The 21613-nt window shown below is 54.1% G+C and carries 20 protein-coding genes; 5 read left to right on the top strand and 15 right to left on the bottom strand.

The annotated features are described in order from the left end of the window. Positions 1-34: 34 nt before the first annotated feature. The 7 genes from NSQ24_RS18205 to NSQ24_RS18235 all read right to left on the bottom strand — a co-directional run bounded on the left by NSQ24_RS18205 (position 35) and on the right by NSQ24_RS18235 (position 6577). Positions 35-703: a hypothetical protein gene (locus NSQ24_RS18205; RefSeq protein ID WP_003386649.1), complete on the bottom strand. Its 669-nt coding sequence runs from the start codon at positions 701-703 to the stop codon at positions 35-37. Positions 704-792: 89 nt separating this feature from the next. Then, positions 793-1371: an RNA 2',3'-cyclic phosphodiesterase gene (thpR, locus tag NSQ24_RS18210; protein ID WP_024984982.1), complete on the bottom strand. Its 579-nt coding sequence runs from the start codon at positions 1369-1371 to the stop codon at positions 793-795. 148 nt (positions 1372-1519) lie between these two features. After that, positions 1520-2008, bottom strand: a complete 489-nt coding sequence (locus NSQ24_RS18215) for a hypothetical protein (RefSeq protein WP_003386651.1) — start codon at positions 2006-2008, stop codon at positions 1520-1522. 153 nt (positions 2009-2161) lie between these two features. Continuing rightward, on the bottom strand, positions 2162-3223 hold the full coding sequence (locus NSQ24_RS18220; RefSeq protein WP_339166341.1) for a hypothetical protein: 1062 nt from the start codon (positions 3221-3223) through the stop codon (positions 2162-2164). After that, positions 3220-4020, bottom strand: coding sequence for a 5'/3'-nucleotidase SurE (gene surE / locus NSQ24_RS18225; protein ID WP_003386653.1), 801 nt, complete (start codon positions 4018-4020; stop codon positions 3220-3222). The genes NSQ24_RS18220 and surE overlap by 4 nt, the downstream gene beginning before the upstream one ends. Before the next feature lie 215 nt (positions 4021-4235). Continuing rightward, positions 4236-4661: a TerB family tellurite resistance protein gene (locus NSQ24_RS18230; RefSeq protein ID WP_003386654.1), complete on the bottom strand. Its 426-nt coding sequence runs from the start codon at positions 4659-4661 to the stop codon at positions 4236-4238. A 107-nt stretch (positions 4662-4768) separates the two neighbouring features. After that, positions 4769-6577, bottom strand: coding sequence for an SgrR family transcriptional regulator (locus NSQ24_RS18235; protein WP_122958785.1), 1809 nt, complete (start codon positions 6575-6577; stop codon positions 4769-4771). 117 nt (positions 6578-6694) lie between these two features. On the opposite strand from NSQ24_RS18235, the gene NSQ24_RS18240 reads away from it, so the two are divergent. Further along, on the top strand, positions 6695-7921 hold the full coding sequence (locus tag NSQ24_RS18240; protein WP_172920317.1) for an MFS transporter: 1227 nt from the start codon (positions 6695-6697) through the stop codon (positions 7919-7921). A gap of 44 nt (positions 7922-7965) precedes the next feature. On the opposite strand, the gene NSQ24_RS18245 is transcribed toward NSQ24_RS18240, so the two are convergent. The 5 genes from NSQ24_RS18245 to NSQ24_RS18265 form a co-directional block, all read right to left on the bottom strand. Continuing rightward, on the bottom strand, positions 7966-8763 hold the full coding sequence (locus NSQ24_RS18245) for an ATP-binding cassette domain-containing protein (RefSeq protein ID WP_003386658.1): 798 nt from the start codon (positions 8761-8763) through the stop codon (positions 7966-7968). Further along, a complete protein-coding gene (locus tag NSQ24_RS18250) occupies positions 8756-9688 on the bottom strand; it encodes an ABC transporter permease (protein WP_024984977.1) in 933 nt (310 codons plus the stop codon). Before NSQ24_RS18250 ends, NSQ24_RS18245 begins: the two co-directional genes overlap by 8 nt. 15 nt (positions 9689-9703) lie before the next feature. Further along, on the bottom strand, positions 9704-10765 hold the full coding sequence (locus tag NSQ24_RS18255; RefSeq protein WP_024984976.1) for an ABC transporter substrate-binding protein: 1062 nt from the start codon (positions 10763-10765) through the stop codon (positions 9704-9706). A gap of 139 nt (positions 10766-10904) precedes the next feature. Continuing rightward, positions 10905-11915, bottom strand: coding sequence for an ABC transporter substrate-binding protein (locus NSQ24_RS18260; RefSeq protein ID WP_024984975.1), 1011 nt, complete (start codon positions 11913-11915; stop codon positions 10905-10907). Positions 11916-12021: 106 nt separating this feature from the next. After that, on the bottom strand, positions 12022-13365 hold the full coding sequence (locus NSQ24_RS18265) for a hemolysin family protein (protein WP_003386662.1): 1344 nt from the start codon (positions 13363-13365) through the stop codon (positions 12022-12024). A 148-nt stretch (positions 13366-13513) separates the two neighbouring features. On the opposite strand from NSQ24_RS18265, the gene NSQ24_RS18270 reads away from it, so the two are divergent. The 3 genes from NSQ24_RS18270 to NSQ24_RS18280 are packed head-to-tail and all read left to right on the top strand — an operon-like array spanning position 13514 to position 17253. After that, the gene (locus NSQ24_RS18270) at positions 13514-15232 is read left to right on the top strand and encodes a DNA repair helicase XPB (RefSeq protein WP_311068247.1); all 1719 of its coding nucleotides are present in this window, start codon (positions 13514-13516) and stop codon (positions 15230-15232) included. Positions 15233-15284: 52 nt separating this feature from the next. After that, entirely contained in the window at positions 15285-15854 is a 570-nt protein-coding gene (locus tag NSQ24_RS18275) for an RNA polymerase sigma factor (protein WP_003386667.1), read from the top strand. After that, on the top strand, positions 15835-17253 hold the full coding sequence (locus tag NSQ24_RS18280) for a hypothetical protein (protein ID WP_339166345.1): 1419 nt from the start codon (positions 15835-15837) through the stop codon (positions 17251-17253). The genes NSQ24_RS18275 and NSQ24_RS18280 overlap by 20 nt, the downstream gene beginning before the upstream one ends. A gap of 191 nt (positions 17254-17444) precedes the next feature. Here NSQ24_RS18280 and NSQ24_RS18285 read toward each other — a convergent pair whose 3' ends face one another. Both NSQ24_RS18285 and NSQ24_RS18290 read right to left on the bottom strand, forming a co-directional pair. After that, positions 17445-18428, bottom strand: a complete 984-nt coding sequence (locus tag NSQ24_RS18285) for an ABC transporter permease (protein ID WP_339168060.1) — start codon at positions 18426-18428, stop codon at positions 17445-17447. Next, positions 18406-19323, bottom strand: a complete 918-nt coding sequence (locus NSQ24_RS18290) for an ABC transporter ATP-binding protein (protein ID WP_227277895.1) — start codon at positions 19321-19323, stop codon at positions 18406-18408. Before NSQ24_RS18290 ends, NSQ24_RS18285 begins: the two co-directional genes overlap by 23 nt. A 174-nt stretch (positions 19324-19497) precedes the next feature. On the opposite strand from NSQ24_RS18290, the gene NSQ24_RS18295 reads away from it, so the two are divergent. Beyond that, entirely contained in the window at positions 19498-20286 is a 789-nt protein-coding gene (locus tag NSQ24_RS18295) for an SGNH/GDSL hydrolase family protein (RefSeq protein WP_039070880.1), read from the top strand. A gap of 18 nt (positions 20287-20304) precedes the next feature. On the opposite strand, the gene NSQ24_RS18300 is transcribed toward NSQ24_RS18295, so the two are convergent. Continuing rightward, complete coding sequence (locus NSQ24_RS18300; RefSeq protein ID WP_024984970.1) at positions 20305-21537, bottom strand: MFS transporter; 1233 nt, start codon at positions 21535-21537, stop codon at positions 20305-20307. Positions 21538-21613: the final 76 nt, after the last annotated feature.

Below are 21613 nucleotides of genomic sequence, written 5' to 3' on the forward strand. Positions count from 1 at the left end.
GGGTCATCTTTTCATGCATGACTACGTCCTTCCCTTATTTCTGACCGCCGCTCGCCAAATAGGAATAGCTGACCCACACCATTTCCTCGATGCCCAAAATCTCCTTGAACAAATCGACTGAATCGTACAAAAGCGACGCCCCTGTCTCATCATCGAAATCCGTCAGCAGCTGCAAATCAAACAGGGAACGAAGCTGCTGCACCTGCTTGGGACCGACAATCCGGTTGAAGCATTGCGGACAAGCCCGTTTAATCCCCTTGCTTACTTCCCTTCGATACTGGTCGGACCTTGCGACCCTGTCCAGAATGTCATCGTACATCTGCCTTACGTCCTCGCTCTCGGTTATGGCCTCATGCAGGTTTATGTGGGGGTAGAGGCGGGCAAATTCCGCTTCCGCCATATCTGCATCCAGCGAATAGCTGATTGTCGCCGACGACACCTCGAAGCCCGCGTCAAAGAGCCGATACCCCCATCCGTTGTCTTCGGCGTCATGGAACCAGAGGAGCGGGACACACTGACGGGATAGGTTCAGAATAAATTGCAGGGTATGGGCTGTCTCAAGCCACTCATCCCGCAGGAAAAAGGCATTCCAGTCCCGGTTGATGTTCCTATGGAAATAAGGCTGCCTCGATTTGGGCAGGGCGATTAATACCTTTGGTTCATATTTGCGTGGATACAACATGCCTGTCGTGAACTCACCCATCCGATTCCCACCGCTTTCTGGCAGGCTCTCCCTGGTCTGGCACGGTTTGAGCCATCGTTCTTGCTACCAGTTTATTCATCGGATGGCGATTATTTGCCGTGTTCTTTATCAAACGTGCTCGTGTGGATAATCGTATGTACCGCCCCATCCGGCCGCAGCTCTGACTGGTAGAGGTGAAAACGGGTCACTTCCCAGGCGGGCGGCTCCGAGGAGAGGAGTCGTTCGTTCCATTCCGCTAGAGGCACCCCTTCCTGGCCAACCTTGGGGCCTCTTGCCAGCGTAATATGCGGGCTGTATCGCTTCTTGTCATAGGTCAGGCCGGGATGCAGATCAAACCGCTTGCCCAACAGCAAATGAAGCTGTCTGAGCGGGTCTGTCTGTCCGCGAAGCCCGAGCCAGAGGACTCGGGGACGTTCTGCGTGGGGAAATGCGCCGAAGCCTCCGACCTGCAAAGAAAAAGGCGAAATAATTTCGCTGACAATATCCATGTCCTTGCAGATTTCTGGCACCAGCTTTTCTCCTACCTCTCCGAGAAAATGCAGGGTGAGATGGAGATTGTGCAGTGACTGCCACCGATCTGCCTTGATCAGGCTCTTCACCTGTTTTTGCACGCCCGCAATGTAGCGGACAGCGTCATCGGGAATATCCAGAGCCACAAAAAGACGCATCGACATATTCCTCCTCTTGGCAACATCGCATTTGAAAACGTGGCCTCGCCAAGCTTTATGGGGAAGCCTTCGTTGCACTTATGTCGATAGGTGCATTTTCATAAATTCCTGTCGACAAAAAAAGCCCGCCCGCACGAACGGGGAGCCTTTATGCGGCCATCATCTTTCCTGTTACGATGCCCAGAACGCAGCGTACGTATTCGTTCATCCTGCTCGCACCGGGCTCGGCCTGAAAAGCAATGGTCAGCTCTATATGTCCAATATGTCCTGCGGGCGGTCTGTGCCAAAACAGCTCCACTTCCCCGTACAGGATTTCTTCGATTCGCTGCTTCAACCACTCGATATCGGTCTGCGGGTCACAGGACAGCGAAAACTTCATCGTAACCGAAATTGTTTTGCAATCGGCCAGATCGTCCGTCAATGCGTTCAGCTTCCCTTTGACAGCGACCACTCCCGCTTCCCCCCAAAGGGCGTATTCCAGCGTCGCCTGCAAGCGCGGATGGACATGCAGTTCCATGGCGGGAAAGCGGCCATCTACCTCTAGTGAAAACCGTTCTGCGAGCTTTTCCACATCCTCCTGAAACCGACGGGCACAGTCGGAAATCGCCTCAAATCCCTCAGGTTGTACTGTGAACATCCTCCTCACCCTTCCATGGAAAATCTGTCTATATCTCTTCGCAATGATGTCTAAACTTTCCTTTGTTGAATGGTGACTTCTTTTCCCGTTTTTCCACGAAAGAATGCTCGTTCCACAATCGTCAGTCGTCATGCGGGTGCCCTTCCGAAAAAACTACTCCGACACGTTCTCGTACGGATTCAGCTCTCCCGGATACAGCCTGTCAAAGATAGCTCCTAGCCGCTCCGCACTCGTCTCATCCAGCTCCAGATGGTAGAGTCGCCCCGCTTCCATGCGAATCAAAGGATAAGCTCCGTGTCTGAGCGGCACCGCATCCTCTGTCGAAAGAAATTCCGGCAACGTAAAGAGAAAGCGTGAAAAAGGATTGGCTTCATCTTCAGTCAGATGAACCACCTCAAACAAGTCTGACATCTCCGGTGTCACGATGAGTCTCAGCAGCCCATCATGTTCGGCTGCCCACACGGTAAAAGACCTCTCCCTGACTTCGCTTCTGGCATGGCGCCGCATCACCCATACAGCTTGATGGACGGTGCTCATCAGCAAATGCTGGGCTTCATCTGCGCCGTGTTTGTCCTGCAATCGCATAAAGTCGATCAAGTAGGCCGTTCCCTTTTCCTCCAGCTTTGCATCCGAGAGGAAAGAGAGCGGAACGCTTTGCGCTTCCGCTGCTTCCTGTACCTCGGCCTGATGCGGAAGCTCGTCAGCCCTGTCGAAAAACAATGCTTCCACCATCGCATGCGCTTGTCTCGCTTCCTCTGGCGAAAACGTAATCCCCTCCGTATAAATATGCGTCAGCCGTCCCTCTTCAAAGGCCAAATAGTGCAGGGGAACCTCGGCTTGTTCCAGCATCCGCAACGCCATGCCGCGGTCCTCAGTTCGCTTGATGTCAAACGACAGCGGAAAGCCCAACGGATCGAGCGGATCAGTGAGCGTCCAGATGACAGCCAAGAACTTGTTGCGATACGTTTTAAACTCGACGGAGACAGCGTCCCGTGTCGATTCGCTGAAGGCGTCAATGCTCTCGAAGACGAGGAACAGCTCAACATCGCCAGCCGCAGACATTCGGGCAAAGTAGGGCAATCCTTCTGTCTCTGCCAAATGATACAGATCGGAATAAACCGCGGAATCAAGCACCTCTCCCTGGGTATCGGATGTCGGCGATACCCGCTTCGGATCGGGGATCAAAGCGGGACGAAAGGACTCGTGAACCGTCATTTTTTTTCGTTGCCCGACTGCTTTACAATCGGCCACTCCAGCATTTTATCGAGCAGTGTCCGGTCTGTCGCGTCGATATGTACCGGGGTTACCGCGATGTATCCGCGTTTCACCAGATAGTAGTCTTCTTCAGGTGTAGGATTGCTTCTGTCCGGGTATTCGCGAGTCAGCCAGTAGCCTTCTGCTTCCTGATTGTATTTGTCTTCGTAGTGGTTCATCGCCAGTGCGGCAGGGACGATTCCGCGGATTTCTTCCGGCGGCAAATGCGGAATGTTGACGTTCCAGAACACTTCGGGAGCCAGTCGATCCTCTCTTGCCTGATCGCAAAACAACTGCAAAAGCGGGCGAATGATTTCCTCCACCTGTCCGTAATTGTCCTGGTCGGTCCAGTTGTCATAGGAGAGAGCCACGCCCGGAATGCCCAAAATAACGGCTTCTCTCGCTCCGCTGCAGGTACCCGAATAATAAATGTCCCGTCCCAGATTTGTCCCTACATTGATCCCGGAAAAAACGATATCCGGTTTTTTGCCTTCCTCAAACAACAGGTGGTAGGCGCCCTTGATACAGTCGGCAGGATTTCCGTCGATCGTCCACGCGGTCACCGGCAGTCCGTAAAAGGAATGCGGCTTAGGCGAGAGCGCACTGCGGTAGGTCAGGCCGTGTCCTACGCCGCTTCTTTCCTCGGCGGGAGCTACAACAAAAATCTCTACATCGGACAAGGCGAGAAGCGCTTCAGCCAGTTTGCGGATGCCCAAAGCCTCAATCCCGTCATCATTCGTCAACAATACTCGCAACATATCATATCCTCCCTTTTCGTGACGCTGCTGCCCATGATTTCTTTGTTCCGGCAAGCCGCGTCCGGATTCTGGCAGGCTGTCTTCTCCTTATTGTACCAAAAAGACCTTTTGTCCGGGAAAAAAGAGGCGTGCAAAAAAACCGCAGACCGGTTTGCACGCCTCTATAGCTATTCCCATTTCACACCAGAAAAAACTGCTTCCAAGCACTCACGGACTTATTCGCCGACGATCTCCTTCCAGCGGTCGCGCCATTGAATCCCTTCCACGATCCATTCTTCCACCTGTTTTTGCTTTTCTTCGGAGATTCCCAACAAGCAGGAAATTCGTCTAATTTCCAACGTTTCCGCAAGCGAAAGCTTTTGATCGACCAGGGCGATTTTGTACAACTGCCGGAGCAGACCGAGCTTCTCCGGCAGAGACAGGTCCACCATGTCCTTGACGATGGTTTCCGGCTGCTTGGGGTAATCCATATCGTCCATGAGAATCTGTCTTTCTCTCAGCGTAAAGTGCTCCGAGTTGACCAGCTCATGGATTCGGCTCACTTCTTTGTTTCCTATATAACCATCTGCATGACCGACGCAGATTATGAGGCGAATGGATGCAAACAAAATATGTTTGTCCTTTTCCGTTTTCGTATACACTTCTATATCCTCCCTCGAACTCTTGGACGCTGATTCTTGTTGTTATATCGTTTCCTAATTATACGATGAAAGAGGAAAGCGGTTTCATACAAAAATGTGACATTTTTTTATGTTCTCACCACAATTCGACAAAGATCCGGCCAACCGTATGCACCAAGCGAGATACCGCCAAGCCTCGAGTCCGCCATAGCTTCGATCCGATTGCTGTACAAAGGCAAAAACAGGCGCTGGCTGGCGATCCATTTCATCAGCTCCTGCATTTTTTGCGTTATTTGCTCCTCATCTGCTGCGGCACACCCTCTCTCAACACGTTCCATCACCTCATCGGCAAACCCAGGCGAGAGAAAATGAGACAACGCAGCCGAATCGTCAAATAAAAATTCCAGGAGTGACAGGTGCTCGCGCTCATCCATATTGGCGCTGTCCAGGATGAGATCAGCCCCGCGCATCTGTTGGCTCGCCAACACTTCGGGCTCGACATAATGGATCGCCAGCTTGATGCCGTATCGCCCCAGGCGCTTTTGCAGCCATTCCGCATCTTCCACATGATCGTATTCGGGCATCGTGAACAGACTGAGCGTCTCGCCCCGGTAGCCGCTTTGACGCAGGAGCTGCTGAATTCGCTCTTCCCTTGGACGCTCAATCTCTGGAGGCTTGACCTGACTTCCACTCCAATGAACAGCCGGCTGTCTGTCCCCTCCCAGCTCGGCCAGCATCGCCGGACGGTCGATAATGAGATCGAGCGCCTCCCGGAGTGAATCGTCCTGGAGCGGCCCCGGCTTGCCTGCATTGCAAGCCAGGTATTGAAAGCACTGCTCGATCCTGTAAACGGTTTGCCAGTCAGCTCGCATGGTCTCGCCGTCAACGCCAGCCTCGCCGGGAGCATACAGGATTCGGGGGATGTCTGCTTGCCCGAGCTCAGGCGCAGTCTCGCGTTCCGGCACCTGCCACAGCTCGATCCGATCCAGAAACGGCCTGCCCCCAAAGTACGGCTCGAACGCCTCCATCACCAGCATCGAATCGTCGTTGCGGACGATCCGAAACGGACCCGTGCCTGCCGGCATCCTACCGAACTCCTCCCCCATACGCTCCGTGTAATCCTCCGGAACGATTGCAGCGTACTCTTTGCTGAGGGCATGAAGAAACAGAAAATCCGGACGATGCAGCATGACTTTTACGACGTATGAATCAATGACCTCCACCTGCCGGATCGAGCGGGTAATCCACCGATGCGGGGAGGCCTGTTTACCGAGCCTGAGCAGGGAATAGCGCACATCCTCCGCTGTCAAGGCACGGCCATGGTGAAACCGTACGCCTTTGCGCAAATAAAACGTATAGGCTGTGCCGCCATTATCCACTTCCCAATAAAAGGAAATTCCTGGATCTATTGTCTTGTATGCGGGATCAAAGCGGACGAGTCCGTCAAACACGTGACGCACCAGATTTGCCTCTGAACGCATCAGCAGTCTGGCCGGGTCCAAAATCGGCTGCGGTCTTGACGCAAACAGCCGCAGCATATCGAGCCGCTTGCCGTGGCTTTTTTGGACATGCAGCCCGAACTGGCTGTCCATCCAACGCCCAAACGCCTCTCCTAGTCCTTCCCATTCATCCTGGTGAAGGGCTACAAGCTCTTGTCCGTCGCGAATATCTCCGCGAAGAATCATTTCCTGGGCCAGGGAGAGCACGACATCCCCCGGCTGCAGCCGAAAGGTCAGCGTCGACTGATTGCCCCTGCCCCTTCCTGGCCGCCAGTCTATCCATCCCCGTTGCTGCAGCTTTTTTACCGTTGTCGCGGCATTTCGCTTCGTACAGCACAAGTGAGATGCGACCTGCTCCAGACTGATGGAAATCGGGCGGGATACGCCTTGCTCCCGAAAAAATGAATACAGCCGATGGTAGTGTTCGAACAAAAGCATGCGATAGTCCCCCTAAAACATGAAAAAAAACGGGCCGAATCTGTACCCTTTTTGTCCTGGTGTTTTCCCCGTACAATCGGGAACAACCCAAAAATCATTACAGAAAGGATACCAGATATGAACGAGAAAGCGACACGCCTTTTTTCCAGGTACCCTGTGATCCTCTGGGTCCGGCTCTTCGGCGAGCTGCTGACGGAGCTGTCCCGCAGCATGATAACGCCGTTTCTCATTTTGTACCTGCACGAAAAAATCGGGGGAAGCATCCCCTTGATTATGCTCGTGATCGGGCTGCAGCCTGCAAGCGACATTCTCTTTACGCTGATCGCGGGAGGCGTAACCGATCGGTACGGCCGTAAGCCGATCATGCTGCTCGCCCTGCTTTTGCAAGGCCTCAGCATGCTCGGAATGGCCGCGGCAGGCTCGCTCGCAGCGTTTGCCCTTTTGTACGTGCTAAACGGCATCGGCCGTTCTCTGTTTATCCCGGCAAGCCGGGCCGTGCTGGCCGACAGCATGACGGCCAAGCAGTTGACAGAGGCCTTTGCCCTTTTGAGTACGGCAACCTATATCGGAGCCTCCGTCGGCCCTCTTCTGGGCGTTCTGGTCTATCAGACGGCACCTGCTCTTGCCTTTGTCTGCACCGGTCTTTCGCTGTTTCTGTATGCTGCTGTCATCTGGTGGAAGGTGCCGGAAACGAAGCATCAGGGGCAAAAAGAATGCGCGAGCGCACACGAGCAAATCTCGTTTCGCAAAGTGGGCGCCCATCGCGCTGTGCTTTCCATGATGGTCCTCGCTCTGCCGATCAGCTTCTTCTATGCCCAAACCGAGACGAACCTGCAGCTTCATCTGAAGAACGGCTTCGCCAATTATCTCGATGTGCTGGCATGGCTCGCTTTGACGAAAAGCATCTCGGCCATCATGCTTGAGTTTTGGCTGGTGAAAGCTACTCAGCGCTTTTCCCCCCGCCGACTGGTGGTCTTTTCCTACATCTGCTTCGCCGCAGTCTCCTGGACTTACGGGAATGCCGACAGCATTATCCTGCTGCTGTGTATGCAACTGGTGTTCGTCATGGGAGAAAGCATCGGCCTGAACCATATGCTGACGATGGTATCCAAAATGGCTCCCGCCGCGATGCGGGGCAGGTACTTTGCCGTGTACGGCTTGCACTGGGACATATCGCGCACGCTCGGCCCGCTTGCCGGCAGCTTTCTGTTTCTGCACTTCGACGGAGCCGTCCTGTTCACCATCGCGACGGCCTTGCTTCTGATCGGTGCTGTGATCCAAAACGTTTTCCTTCGCCGCATGGAAAAAGCCTCCCCGCTTAGTCGGGAAGGCTCCGGTTCGTAACTAGCCCGTGTATTCGTTTTGAATGCAGGCTCAGCATGACACCCCTAGGACAAAAGATACCGGTCCTCGCTGAAGGACTCTCCGCCGCGGGCTTGTTCGAAGGCCCGCAGGAGATCCTGCGGCTTCATCGTTTGCTTCTTCTCCTGAGGAATGTCCAGGATGATCCCGCCGTCATGCAGCATCAGCAGGCGGTTCCCCATATTGAGCGCCTGCTCCATGTTGTGGGTGACCATAATGGTGGTCAGTTTGTACTGCTCGACGACCTTTTGGGTCAGATCGACGATCAATTGAGCCCGTTTTGGGTCGAGCGCAGCCGTATGCTCGTCAAGCAGCAAGATCTTCGGCTCCGTAAAGGTAGCCATCAACAGGCTCAAGGCTTGTCGCTGACCTCCCGACAAAAAGCCTACCTTTGTCTTCAGGCGGTTCTCCAGCCCCTGATCTAGCTGCCTCAACTGTTCGCGGAACAGCTCCCGCTTCCGGTTGTTCACTCCAAATGAAAGTGTCCGCCGCTTTCCGCGCGCATAAGCGATCGCCAGATTTTCCTCGATCGTCATATTCGGCGCAGTCCCCGCCATCGGGTCTTGAAACACGCGGCCAACAAAGGAGGCCCGTTTGTGCTCGCCCAGCTTTGTCACGTTTTTTCCGTCGATGATGACGCTGCCGGTATCCGGGATCAGTCCGCCGGAGATGATGTTCATCAGCGTGGATTTCCCCGCTCCGTTGCTGCCGATAACCGTAATGAACTCGCCGGGAGTGACGTTCAGATTGATTTCCCGCAGAGCGATTTTCTCGTTGACTGTCCCCTCGTTGAACACCTTGCGTACACGTGAAATTTTAAGCATCGCCTCTCCCTCCTTTCGTCGCCCGGAACGGCTGCCTTTTCCAGACGCTTTTTGCAACCGCCGGAACGGTCAGCGCGATAATTACGATGAGCGCCGTAATCAGCTTCATGTCGGACGGATTGAGCCCCGCGTCCAAGGCAAGCGCGATCACCAGACGGTACACGACTGAGCCGAGGATAACGGCGAGCGTAGCGCGGAAGATCGACGAGCTGCCAAACAGCACTTCCCCGACGATCACGGAGGCAAGACCGATGACGATCATCCCGATCCCCATCCCTACGTCGGCAAAGCCTTGGTATTGTGCGACCCAGGCGCCGGAAACTGCGACCAGCGCATTGGACAGGCCGAGCCCGATAATTGTTGTCGTATCCGTGTTGGCTCCAAAGCTGCGAATCATCTTCGAGTTGTCTCCGGTTGCGCGGATATCAAGTCCAAGATCGGTTTGCAAAAACCAGTCGATAATAGCCTTCAGCAAAAGGATGCCGATCAGGAAAACGAGGGCAACCCCGGTGAAAAAGACGACCCCTCCCACCGCGAGATTGGGCACCCCAAGATCTTTCACAAAGGTATACAGCGTGTCCTCGCGCAGAAGCGGCAAATTGGCCTTGCCCATGATCCGAAGATTAATGGAATAAAGTGCAATCATCGTCAGAATCCCGGCCAACAGACCGTTGATTTTGCCCTTCGTGTGCAATACTCCGGTAAAGATGCCCGCTACCCCTCCGGCCACGAAGGCCATCAGGGTAGCGAGAAACGGATTCGTTCCTTCGATGATTAGTCTGGCTGCCAGCGCCCCGCCCAGTGCAAAGCTGCCGTCCACGGTCAGATCGGGAAAGTTCAAGATGCGAAAGGTCAAATATACGCCCAGGGCCATGATCGCGAACAACAAGCCCTGTTCGATTGCTCCGTGTAATGCCAGATTCATAATATCCTCCTACGATTATTGCTCAATCACTTCGCCAGCGCGATCAAGCATGGATTGCGGAATTGTCACGCCCATTTTTTCTGCTGCCTTCTTGTTCAGCACCAGCTTCATGTCGGCTTGCATTTCTACAGCCATGTCGGCAGGCTTGCTTTCGCCCTTGAGAATTTTCACGGCCATGTCGGCTGTTTGCGCGCCCAGTTTTGTGTAGTCGATGCCGTAGGTTGCGATCGCGCCGCTTTTGACGGAGTTCTCTTCGCCGGCGACTACCGGGATTTTTTGCGATTCGGCCACACCGAGAACAGCGGAGATCGAAGAGACGACCAGGTTGTCTGTTGGAACGTAGAAAGCATCTACTTTGCCTACCATCGATTCAGCCGCCTGCTTCACTTCTGTCGCGCTCGTTACGGCTGCTTCCTGTATCGCCAGGCCGAGCTTCTCGGAAACGGCTTTGGCTGCGTCTACCTGCACCTTGGAGTTGACTTCGCCGGAGCTGTAGATGACACCTACTGTCTTGGCGTCAGGCTTCAGTTCCTTTACCAGCTTCAGCTGCTCTTCCACCGGGTTCATGTCAGACGTACCGGTTACATTTCCGCCCGGCTTATCCATCGCCTTTACCAGGCCCGCTTCGACCGGATCGGTCACCGCTGTAAACAGGATCGGAATGTCCTGGGTCGTCTGCGCGGAAGCCTGAGCGGTCGGAGTCGCGATCGCCAGGATGAGATCAACCTTGTCGGAGTTGAACTTCTGGGCGATTTGGATCGCTGTGTCCATGCTCGCCTGTGCCGAACTGATATCGTACACGACTTGCTTGTCTTTTTCATATCCGTTCTTTGTCATCTGTTCGATAAAACCTTCGCGTGCCGCGTCAAGCGCAGGGTGCTCCACAAACTGGGCGATACCGATTTTTACCTGCTTGGTTTCCTGAGAAGGTGCTGGTGCTTCTGCCGGCGTCTGAGCAGATGGCTGGGCAGAATTGTTTGCCGGTGTACTTTGTTGCCCACATGCTGCAACGGACAAAAGCAGCAAAGGACACAGAATTTTCTGGACCAATTGGATAGACTTTCTTTTTCTCATAATGTATCAAAACCCCCATTTGAAATTTTTTTAATCTTACCATGATTAAAACAGGTTGGAAAGCTGTAATCTGGTGCTTTCGGGGGAAGTGATACAAATCCTTGAAAAAAAGATAAGAAGAGAGCTTGGCGCTCTCTTCTTTTTACTTCACGATCTCTTTCGCCTGTGATTTGAGCGCTTCGGGCACAGTCAGGCCAAATGTTTCCGCGGCCTTTTCATTGATGTACAAATCAGCTTGTTTGGAAACCTCTACCGGTGTGTCAGCGACTTTTTGTCCTTTCAGGATGCGAGAAGCCATTTCACCGGTCTGCTTGCCGATTTGATAGTAGTCGATGCCGTACGTAGCCACTGCTCCCCGCTTCACCGTGTCGGTATCGGAGGCAAATACCGGGATTTTGTTCTGCTCCGCTGCTCCCAGTACCGCTTCAAACGAGGATACGACCGTGTTGTCGATCGGGATAAACATGGCGTCCGTTTTACCGGCAAGCCCCTGTGCTGCAAGCTGTACTTCAGAGAGCTGGGAGATGCCGGCCTTGACTACTTCAATGCCCTCTTTTTTCGCCGCTTCTTCCAGTTCCTTTACCTGTACCTCGGAGTTTACCTCCGAAGTCGTGTAAATAACGCCCAGCTTTTTGAGCTCGGGCAGGAAGGTTTTGACCAGCTTCAGCTGCTGCTCCATGGATACCTTGTCGGAGGTGCCTGTGACGTTTTTGTCAGGCTTTTCCAGACTGCTGACCAGTTGGGCAGACAGCGGATCGGTCACAGAACTGAAGACGACCGGCTTGTCCGTAATCGCCTTGGCGGCTGCCTGCGCGGATGGCGTAGCGATCGCTATCACCAGATCTTTTCCGTCGCCGGCATACTTCTGCGCAATCGAGACCGTATTATTCATATCACCGTGGGCGTTCTGATAATCGAGCTCCACGTTTTTTCCATCTTCATAGCCGGATTCCTTCAGTCCGTCGACAATCCCCTGACGGATCGCGTCCAGTGCCGGGTGCTCCACAAACTGGGTCAACCCGAGCTTGACGACTTGCTCACCACCCGCAGCAGGCGTAGCCGAACCGGTGCTTGCGGCTTCCGGCTGGTTGCCACAGGCTGTCAGCCCCGCGAATAAACATGCGGATAGTAAAAAAGATACTGCTTTTCTCATCTGAACTTCCTCCTCTAATCTCTGCTAAGCTAAACTTGTGTCCCATTATAGCACAATTTTTTCGGATGAAAAGATTTTTTGCCGCAACTATCGCAAACGCTTTGTCTCAGCCGTTTGGAACCGGCTCCTCCTGGCCTTCCTGCTCTTTTGGCGCTTCCTTCGCGACTTTTTTTACCAGCACCCTCGTAATCCGGTAATGATCGACCTCGCCGACGACGAATTCATAGCCGGTATGCCGCACCGTATCCCCGACTCGCGGCGGATGGTCGATCTGCATGTAAATCCAGCCGGCGAGTGTGTCTACCTCTGTATCATCGAGATCCAGGTCGAGATAGTCGTTTACTTCTTCCAGCAGCATTCGTCCGTCAAAGGAAAGCTGGCCGTCCTTTTTTTCCACCTCGGGCCGTTCATCGTCGAATTCATCCTGGATGTCGCCGACGATCTCCTCCATAATATCCTCCAGAGTAACCAGCCCCGCCGTTCCCCCGTACTCGTCGATGATGATGGCGAGCTGCACCCGCTGTTTTTGCAGCATGGTCAAAAGACGGCTGATCGAGATCGTCTCCGGGACGGTCAAAATCGGGCGCATGATCGATTCCAGGCTGTTGCTCTTGCCTTCCAGCAGGCTGGTCAAAAGGTCCTTGATATGCAGGCTGCCGACGACGTGGTCCTTGTCCCCGTCGACCACCGGGTAGCGGGTAAACCGGCCGTGCTGGACGAGCTTGATGTTTTCCTCCAGGGAGTCGTCGAGATTGAGCACGACCATATCTGTACGCGGGACCATAATTTCTCTGGCCATCGTTTCTGAAAAATCAAAGATGTTGTCGACCAGCATCAGCTCGGTTTGGTCGATCAGTCCGCTTTTGTGGCTCTCGCTGACCAAAATCCTGATCTCTTCTTCCGTGTGCGCCTCCTGGTGCGGCTCCATCGTGATGCCGGCCAGACTCAAAATTTTTGCAGCCGACCAATTGAGAAAGGCGATAAACGGGTACATGACCTTATGAAACAACTGGATCGGTCTGGACACGTGGAGGGCTACCCATTCGGTCCGCTGGATGGCGAGCGATTTGGGAGCGAGCTCGCCGAGGACGATATGCAAAAACGTAATGATGGAAAAAGCGATAATAAAGGAAATGCTGCCGACGAGGGCCTCGTTCATTCCGAAATAGTGAAAGACCGGATGCAAAAGATGGGCGATGGCAGGTTCTCCAAGCCACCCCAGTCCCAATGACGCGAGGGTAATTCCCAGTTGACAGGCCGACAGATAAGCATCCAGATTGTCCAGCACCTGCTCTACATTCCCCGCTCTTTTGTTGCCCTCTGCCACCAGCTGCGTGATGCGCGATTCCCGCACCTTGACCACGGCAAATTCAGTTGCGACGAAAAAGCCGTTGAGAAGGACGAGGATTACGATCAGGAACAGATTGAACACGTTCCCCCATACGTCCATGCCGTCTCTCCTCCTTCATCGGGGTTTCTTCGGGTTAGTGTAACCCACACAGTCCCAAAAGTTTCCCCGCGGCACTGCGCCAACAAGGACTGGAGCATTTTTCCACTGAGAAAAGGCGGTTTTTCTTTCTATATCATGATGTGATAACATGGTGCTAAACGAACATACAATCGGCGAGGTGAAGAAGTTGTCGTACCGTCCCGATTTGCCGATGATTGTGCAAAGCGATCGGACCATTCTCCTGGAAGCCCAGCACCCGTTGTTCAATGAGGCGCGTCAGGCGTTAGCAGGCTTTGCGGAATTGATCAAAAGCCCCGAGTACATCCATACGTACCGCATTACGCCGCTTTCCCTGTGGAATGCCGCAGCGGCCCATATCGCCCCTGAGCAGGTAACCGAGGTGCTTGGCACGTATAGTAAATACGGAGTTCCTTCTACGATTGTCCGTGAGATTCATGAGACGATGAAGCGCTACGGACTTATTCGTCTGGAAAAAGCAGCGGATCAACTTCTTTTGACCGGCGACGATCCCCTGCTGCTGCAGGAGCTGACGAGCTATCGCTCGATATCGTCATTGTTGGAGGAGCATCGGGAAGAGCATGAGTATCCGGTCAAGCCGTACGCACGCGGTTTGATCAAGCAGGAATTGATCCGCCTGGGGTATCCCGTACAGGATCTGGCAGGCTATACAAGCGGCGAGGATTGCCCTGTTTCCCTTTTACCGACCACGGCTTCCGGAAAGGCGTTTTCCTTGAGAGGATACCAGCAGGAAGCGGTGGATGCTTTTCATGCCGCCGGATCGGCCTTGGGCGGCAGCGGCGTGCTTGTGCTCCCCTGCGGGGCGGGCAAAACCGTTATCGGGCTGGGAGCTTTGTGCCAGCTTCAAAAAGCAACCCTGATCCTGACCACCAATACCACTTCTGTCAGGCAGTGGATTTCCGAATTACGGGACAAGACAGACCTTGATCCCGCCATGATCGGAGAGTACACTGGCGAGCGAAAAGAAGTGAAGCCCGTGACTGTAGCCACATACCAGATTCTGACGTACAGACCGGACGCAGAAAGCGACTTTCCGCACATGGAGCTGTTTTCCAAGCGGGATTGGGGATTGATCATCTATGATGAGGTGCATCTGCTGCCCGCTCCCGTTTTTCGCGTCACATCAGGCATTCAGGCGACGCGCCGGCTCGGACTGACCGCTACGCTTGTCCGCGAAGACGGACGAGAAGAGGACGTCTTTACGCTGATCGGCCCGAAAAAGTACGAGATGCCGTGGAAAGTGCTTGAAGAGCAGGGGTGGATCGCCGGTGCCACATGCCAGGAAATCCGTCTGCCCTTTGAGACGAAGTGGCGGGAGGCTTACGCCCATGCCGGAGCGAGACAAAAGTTCCGGATCGCTGCAGAAAACCCCCGCAAGCTCGATGTCGTCAGAAAGCTGCTCGACCGCCACGGAAATGACCGGGTCTTGATTATCGGTCAATACGTGGAGCAGTTGGAGCAAATGGCACAGCTGCTGGACATCCCTGTCATTACCGGAAAAGTGCCGGAAAAAGAACGGGAGTCGCTCTACCAGCGCTTCAAGGCTGGCGATCTTACGCGCTTGATCGTCTCCAAGGTAGCCAACTTTGCGGTCGACCTGCCCGATGCCAATGTCGCGATTCAAATATCCGGTACGTTTGGCTCGCGGCAGGAGGAAGCGCAGCGGCTGGGCAGAATACTGCGGCCAAAACAAAAAGAAAACACGGCCCATTTCTACACCTTGGTCACCAGGGATACGAGAGAGCAAGAATTTGCTATGAATCGCCAGTTGTTTCTGGTAGAACAAGGATATAAATACGATGTGATAGAAATAGAGTCGCTGGACTGAAACGTTTCAGCATATGCCAGCGTCACATAGAGGGAAGGAGGCCGGAGATTCGATGCAATCCGACGCCGAAATCATTCAGCGGATTCTCCAGGGCGACATTGAAGGATACCGGGAGTTGATCCAAAGGTATCAGCACATGATTTACGTGTTTATCTACAAAATGGTAAACAATCGTTCCGATGCGGAAGACCTGACGCAGGAGGTCTTCGTCAAAGCGTATGAAAAACTCTCCACCTTTCGGGGGGACAGTCAATTCTCCTCCTGGCTGCATACGCTCGCACGCAACAAGACAATCGATTTTATCAGACGGCGCAAGTTCCATGATTCTGACGAACAACTGGCCTACGTCCCTTCCCAGGTGCGCGACGAATCTCCCCAGGAGTCGCTCATGAACAAGGAAACGCGCAGGGAAATCGAGGAGGCTTTTGCCTTGTTGTCTGATTCGTATCGGGAGGTCATCGTGCTGCGCTGTACGCATGAATATCCTTTCGAAAAGATTGCTGCGCTGCTCGGCATCGCCGAGTCGACAGCCCGCGTCCGATATTTGCGCGCTCGCCAGGAACTGGCCAAACTACTTTCACGCAAGGAAGGGGGGCTCGTACATGAACTGCCAGGAATTTAGAAAAGCTTGGGAAGACACCACGAATGAGAGCACGCTTTTCCATATCGAAACATGTGAAGAGTGCATGGTCTGGATCGAAGCACAATTTGCAAACGGCGAGGAGGTGCAGTTCTTGAAAGAGGTTCCTCAGCCGTCGGCGCAATTGGAAGACAACATTATGCAAGCGATATACAAGATGACCGGACAAGAGTCTACTCCCCAAGCCGCTGCAGCCCTTGTCGTCAAACCGGCTGCGCCGCGCCGCTTCAGACCGAACATCTCTTCGATGGCATGGGTTGGTGCCGCGGCTATCCTGCTTGTCGTCGGTGCGATCGGCTTCCAGCAAACACAAAACAGCAGCCAGGAAATCAGCATGAAAGCGGAGTCCAGCGCAGCCGATATGCAAGGCGCCATCGTTTCCGCTCCCGCTGCAAACAGCCCGGCTTCTGCGGCCATGGACACAAAATCAGGCACTCAGGCCTTCGGCGGCAGTTCAACTGAGTCAATCCAGGCAGCACCGCCTGAAAGTAAAGCAGCACCTGCTCAGGAAAAAGCCGGACAACCCGATGGGAATGCAGGTGGCCCAAACCAATCGGCTTTTGGCAATCAGATTGCCATGGATGTACCTGCTGAGAAAATCGGCGAGCTGAAGTCTGCCAAGGAGTCTGCAAAACCGGAAGGAAATGAAGCGCCCGAACCCAAACGGCCGATAATCGCTGCCCGCAATGCAAATGGAAAGCCTCCTGCAGATCAGCCAAAAGCGAAAGGCAATGCGGAAGCCGCGCCAAATCAGCCAGGGCAGCACAACCCGGTCGCAGGCGTTCCAGCGGACGAACAGAACAAAGCGCTGGCCAATCAGCCTGTAGGCGCACTGGCTCTGGACGCGAATGCCGACGAAGCAGGACAGCCTGCCGCGGAGCACGCACCTGCGCTCGTTGGACCTGCTGTCTCGACTATGGCAAAGTCGGAAATTACCCTTTCCAGCTTTTCTGATGTAGAGACGGCGGCACACGCCTCAGATATGCCTGTACCCCAGGCAGGACAGCTGCCTGAAGGTTTTTCTCTGCATGCGATTTCCGCTCAATACGAATCGCAAACCAGTCAAAAGGTCATTCGTTTGACATCTGAGTACAAGCGAAACAAAGACTGGATCAAGGTAGAAGTGGTTCGCAATGAACACGGGAAACGGAGTCTGTCCATCCCTGGCACCTTCACCGCGACCCAACTGTTTACCGTTCAATCAGAGCAAGCCATTGCGGTTACTTTTGACAAACAGGCAAACGCGGGCGAAGCCGCAGCACAGCACGCCGTACACTTCAACGCCCAACCGGACAATCAATCGCTGTACGTCGTTGTCACAGCAAACGGGGTTACACTGGATCAGCTTGTGGAAGCGTCAAAGCAAATCACATGGCAGTAAGAAAGACGCGGGTAGTCGCTCCCGCGTCTTTCGTTATATGAGGGTAGCCAGCAGAAGTTGGCTGGCCATTTTTTATTTTGGGGAGTGAGGCATCACCCTCACTCTCAAATCCCTGCTCTATCAAAACGGCTCTGCTCGGGTTATTGAAGCACAGTCTCGTTATTGGCCCAAGCACCCCCCAACCAATCCGTCTACGACGTCACATCCCGCTTGATAAACACAGCATAGGCAACGACGAGCGATGCCGCCCCCCATACTGTCAACACTGTCAGTGAGAACGGCAGGCTCATGCCTTTGATCGGAGGCAGCGTCCCTGCCAGGTAATCGGTCAACTGCAGGTTGACGACGAACAAGTATTTGGCGCTTTCCCATGAGGAGGCCATCTGGGTCAAAATCGCCCCGCTGATCAATGCGGCCATCATAATGCCCATACCTGCGGCCGCGCTGCGGACCAATACCGAACCCATAAAGGTGATCGTTCCCACTACTACCGAAACAAACCAGCCCAATCCGTATTGCATCAGCAGGTACTTCCATTGCGGCAGCGCAAAGACTCCGGCAGTCTCCAGCTCTCCTCCGGCAATTTCGAAGCCTGTCAGCACCGGCATGTCCCAGCCTGCATAGCCAAACACCACTCCTGAAATCAGCGCAGCCAGGATCAGGGTCATCAGCACTGTGAGCGAAGTGAACAGCAAAAGTGTCACATACTTGCTGGTCAGCACCTTCCAGCGTCTGACGGGCCTGGTAAGCAGCAGCTTGATTGTCCCCTCGCTGAATTCCGCCGATACGAGGTCGACGGCCAGCACTACGATGATCATCGGCAGAAACAGCGATATCGCCTGATCCATAAAGCCGCGGGCAAACGTCGGAGCCCCCGGAGCCATCGGATTAATGTCGTGATCCAGATAATACTGCTGCTGTTGCACGGTGATTTTCAGAAACTCGCGCCATTCCTCCGGCAATCGGCTGGAGGCAAGCCGGTTTTGCGTGTCGACGATTTTCTGTTGAAGCAGCGCTCTCCAGTCGCTTGTTCCCATCTGCTCTTGGGCAGTGAGAACGGATCTGTATTGGGCATAGGTAAAAATCGGGATCAGAATGGCCAGGATGAGCAGAATGACGAGAAAACGGCGACGGCGCAGTATCTTGATGGTCTCATTTTGCACCAGGTCCAGCATGCCCATGTTCTGCTCCCCCTTCTTCTGTCGTTAGCGCGAGGAACAGGTCCTCCAGCGTTACTGTTTTTGCGGCGATGCCCAGGACGGCGATGCCCTGCAGAACCAAAGTCCGATTGGCTTCTGCGATCCGCTCGGTGTCCATTTTGCACATGATCCGGCCTTCCTTGGATGCCACGGCTTCTTCGACGAAAGGAAGAGCACGCAAGATACGGCTGGCCGCCTCTGTCGTCTCTGGAGAAACGCTCCATTCCACCTGATCGCCAAACTGTTCCATCAAGTCTTTGACAAGTCCGACCGAAATGACTTTGCCCTTGCCTATGATCGCTACCCTGTCGCACATCATCTCGATTTCGCTGAGCAAATGGCTGGAAATGAAGACAGCCAGCCCTTCCTCTTCGGCAAGTCTGCGGATAAACTGGCGCAGCTCGCGAATTCCTGCGGGATCGAGGCCGTTGGTCGGCTCGTCCAGGATCAGCAGCTTCGGATTGTGAAGCAGGGCCTGAGCGATCCCGAGCCTCTGCCGCATCCCGAGCGAATACGTCTTTACCTTGTCGTCGATCGCTCTTTGCAAATCGACAAAACGGACAATCTCTTCAATCCGCTCACGCGAGATGCCGCCGCTCATTCTGGCAAAGTGCTCCAGGTTTTCCCGGCCTGTCATAAACTTGTACAGCTCCGGATTTTCCACAATGCATCCCACTTGAGCGATTGCCTGGGGAAAATGCTTGTGCAGCGAGATGCCGCCAATGTGAATTTCTCCCGCATCTGCCGACGCAAGCCCGACCAGCATCCTGATAGTCGTGGTCTTGCCGGCACCGTTTGGCCCGAGAAAGCCAAATACTTCACCCGCATATACGTCAAAGGAAATGTCCTTGATGATCGGCTTTCCTCCCATTTGCTTGCGTAGCCCTTTGATTGACAATACCGTTTCCGTCAAATAGCTGCACCTCCTATCCTGTCAACTGCCCCTGCTTGGGCAAAAAAGGGTCTGTTGTGGTACACTCAAAATATATGTTTACTGTCACATTATACCATGCAACACGATTCAATACCGAAACGGGAGGTACCCATGCAAAGCTCCGGCAAATGGTTATGGCGCGTGTTTGGACTTCTCTCGCTGGCCTCGATGCTGCTGCTGGCGGCTGGTTTTGTGCTCGCTCTTGACCCGAGCCAGCTTGCTCCAGAAGGCCCAGTCGGCCCTGTAAAAGAGGCAAAGCCGCCTACTCTGGTCCCGGCAGAAGGAGTCCGGCAAATCGTTGGGCTCGGTGATTCGTTGACAAGAGGTGTCGGTGACGCCAACGGGCTTGGCTACATCGGACTTGTGCGGCAAGCTCTGGAAAAAAAGAGCGGCAACAAGATCACGCTGTCCAATCTGGCTATCAACGGGCAAGAATCGCCCTCCCTCGTAGCCCAGTTGTCTCAGAAGCAGGTGCAAAGCCAGCTGGCAGCCTCCGACCTCATCTTCTTTACCATTGGCGGGAACGATCTGTTCAAGCAGTCCGGAGAGCTGGAGGAACTCGATGAAAAAAAATTGGCCGCAGCCACAAAACGGCTGACGGCCAACTTTGAAGAGATCATCAAGCAAATCAGAAAAGCAAACCCGGATGCAACGATTGTCTATGCGTCCCTGTACAACCCGTTTGGAGACACCGAAGCAGCAGCGGATACGATTCAGCCTGTCCTGGATTGGAACAGCGCAGCTTCCGATATTGCCGCTCGCTATCCCCGCGTGCTGGTCGTGCCGACCTATGACCTGTTCGTAAACAAGGAGCAAGCTTATTTGTATACGGATCATTTTCACCCGAACGCAGCGGGCTACAAGCGGATTGCCGACCGGATCCTGCAGGCGTTGGAATAACTTCGCTCCCCGCTCCCTTTAGGCCTGGACTCGCGCGGCATCGAGCGCTTTCCCGCTCTGCTTCAAGTACGCGCGCTGTCCAGCCCACTGGAAGGCTGTACTGGTCAAGGAAAAAGCGGCGACGACACAGAATAAAGCGCTGCCTCCCAAAGTAGCCAGGAAAATGCCGCCCATCCACGGACCGATGAACTGCCCCAGATTGCTGAAGCTCTTGGCCCCGTAATACGTACCGCGCATATCCTCCGGGGCCATGCGGTCAATCAGCACGTCAGATGCGGTAAAGGTGAGGATTTCACCCAATGTAAAGACGACCATGGCGATGATGAACACGCTCCACGAACCGGCAAAAGCAAATCCTACATCCCCCAGCGCATAGGCCACGTTTCCGACCACGATACTGGTGAGCGGCGTCCGTTTTTCCGACCAGCGCATAAGCGGCATCTGCATCAGCACGACGACAATCGCGTTTACGCTCATCAGGATCGCAAACAGCTTCGTCCCGTCAACCACAGACATTTCCGCGTACTTTGCCAAGGTAGAGGACATCTGCGAGTAGCCGATCGCCCCGAAGACGCCAGCCACCATGTACAGGCGGAAGGCCTTGTCCTTGACCACGACTTCAAAAGCTCGCTGAAAGCTGACGGCTTCCTTCTTCTGCCCCTCGATCTTTTTGATCCCAAACACGTTCAGCATCATTTGCAAGCTGATTACGTACACCAGGTAAATGGCCGCCGTTACGAGAAACGGCAGTGCGGCGGAAGTCATGGCCAGCATCGCGCCCAGTATCGGCCCGACCGCGACCCCGACGTTGATCGCCGTATAGCGGAGTCCGAAGACGCGGAAGCGTTTTTCCGGCGGAGTGACATCCGCCATCAGCGCTTGGGAAACAGGCTCGTAAAAAGAACGGCAGAGCCCGCCGATAATATTGAGCAGCAGAAACAAAAGCGGGCTTTTCCCGAATGCAAAACCGACGAACACAAGCATCCATACATAAAGGGCACCGAGCATGACCCGGCGCCGTCCGAACTTGTCCGAAAGGGTTCCCCCGAAAAATCCTCCGATTGTTCCGGCAAGCGCACCGGCACCAATCGTCAGTCCAATCATCCCGAGGTCCATATCCGTATGGTTGGACAAAAACAGAAACAGAAAGGGCATGCTCATCGAGCTGGCCGCCCGTACAAATACCGTCCCGACCACCAATGACCAGACAATCGGGTGAAACTCACGAAACATTGCGCTGACCCTACTCATTTTTCTCTCTCCTCTAGGTGTTCTGCTCTTCTACCAATTCCGAACAGTTCCGTAAGTTTTTTTTTATTGTAGTGAG

Source organism: Brevibacillus sp. FSL L8-0520 (assembly GCF_037963895.1).
GTDB lineage: Bacteria > Bacillota > Bacilli > Brevibacillales > Brevibacillaceae > Brevibacillus > Brevibacillus borstelensis.

What these genes read in the sequence shown, in the direction of transcription:
- NSQ24_RS18205 (WP_003386649.1), bottom strand. Translation starts at nt 703, where the DNA reads ATGGGTGAGTTCACGACAGGCATGTTGTATCCACGCAAATATGAACCA.
- thpR (WP_024984982.1), bottom strand. Translation starts at nt 1,371, where the DNA reads ATGCGTCTTTTTGTGGCTCTGGATATTCCCGATGACGCTGTCCGCTAC.
- NSQ24_RS18215 (WP_003386651.1), bottom strand. Translation starts at nt 2,008, where the DNA reads ATGTTCACAGTACAACCTGAGGGATTTGAGGCGATTTCCGACTGTGCC.
- NSQ24_RS18220 (WP_339166341.1), bottom strand. Translation starts at nt 3,223, where the DNA reads ATGACGGTTCACGAGTCCTTTCGTCCCGCTTTGATCCCCGATCCGAAG.
- surE (WP_003386653.1), bottom strand. Translation starts at nt 4,020, where the DNA reads ATGTTGCGAGTATTGTTGACGAATGATGACGGGATTGAGGCTTTGGGC.
- NSQ24_RS18235 (WP_122958785.1), bottom strand. Translation starts at nt 6,577, where the DNA reads ATGCTTTTGTTCGAACACTACCATCGGCTGTATTCATTTTTTCGGGAG.
- NSQ24_RS18240 (WP_172920317.1), top strand. Translation starts at nt 6,695, where the DNA reads ATGAACGAGAAAGCGACACGCCTTTTTTCCAGGTACCCTGTGATCCTC.
- NSQ24_RS18245 (WP_003386658.1), bottom strand. Translation starts at nt 8,763, where the DNA reads ATGCTTAAAATTTCACGTGTACGCAAGGTGTTCAACGAGGGGACAGTC.
- NSQ24_RS18250 (WP_024984977.1), bottom strand. Translation starts at nt 9,688, where the DNA reads ATGAATCTGGCATTACACGGAGCAATCGAACAGGGCTTGTTGTTCGCG.
- NSQ24_RS18260 (WP_024984975.1), bottom strand. Translation starts at nt 11,915, where the DNA reads ATGAGAAAAGCAGTATCTTTTTTACTATCCGCATGTTTATTCGCGGGG.
- NSQ24_RS18265 (WP_003386662.1), bottom strand. Translation starts at nt 13,365, where the DNA reads ATGGACGTATGGGGGAACGTGTTCAATCTGTTCCTGATCGTAATCCTC.
- NSQ24_RS18270 (WP_311068247.1), top strand. Translation starts at nt 13,514, where the DNA reads ATGGTGCTAAACGAACATACAATCGGCGAGGTGAAGAAGTTGTCGTAC.
- NSQ24_RS18275 (WP_003386667.1), top strand. Translation starts at nt 15,285, where the DNA reads ATGCAATCCGACGCCGAAATCATTCAGCGGATTCTCCAGGGCGACATT.
- NSQ24_RS18280 (WP_339166345.1), top strand. Translation starts at nt 15,835, where the DNA reads ATGAACTGCCAGGAATTTAGAAAAGCTTGGGAAGACACCACGAATGAG.
- NSQ24_RS18285 (WP_339168060.1), bottom strand. Translation starts at nt 18,428, where the DNA reads ATGCTGGACCTGGTGCAAAATGAGACCATCAAGATACTGCGCCGTCGC.
- NSQ24_RS18290 (WP_227277895.1), bottom strand. Translation starts at nt 19,323, where the DNA reads ATGGGAGGAAAGCCGATCATCAAGGACATTTCCTTTGACGTATATGCG.
- NSQ24_RS18295 (WP_039070880.1), top strand. Translation starts at nt 19,498, where the DNA reads ATGCAAAGCTCCGGCAAATGGTTATGGCGCGTGTTTGGACTTCTCTCG.
- NSQ24_RS18300 (WP_024984970.1), bottom strand. Translation starts at nt 21,537, where the DNA reads ATGAGTAGGGTCAGCGCAATGTTTCGTGAGTTTCACCCGATTGTCTGG.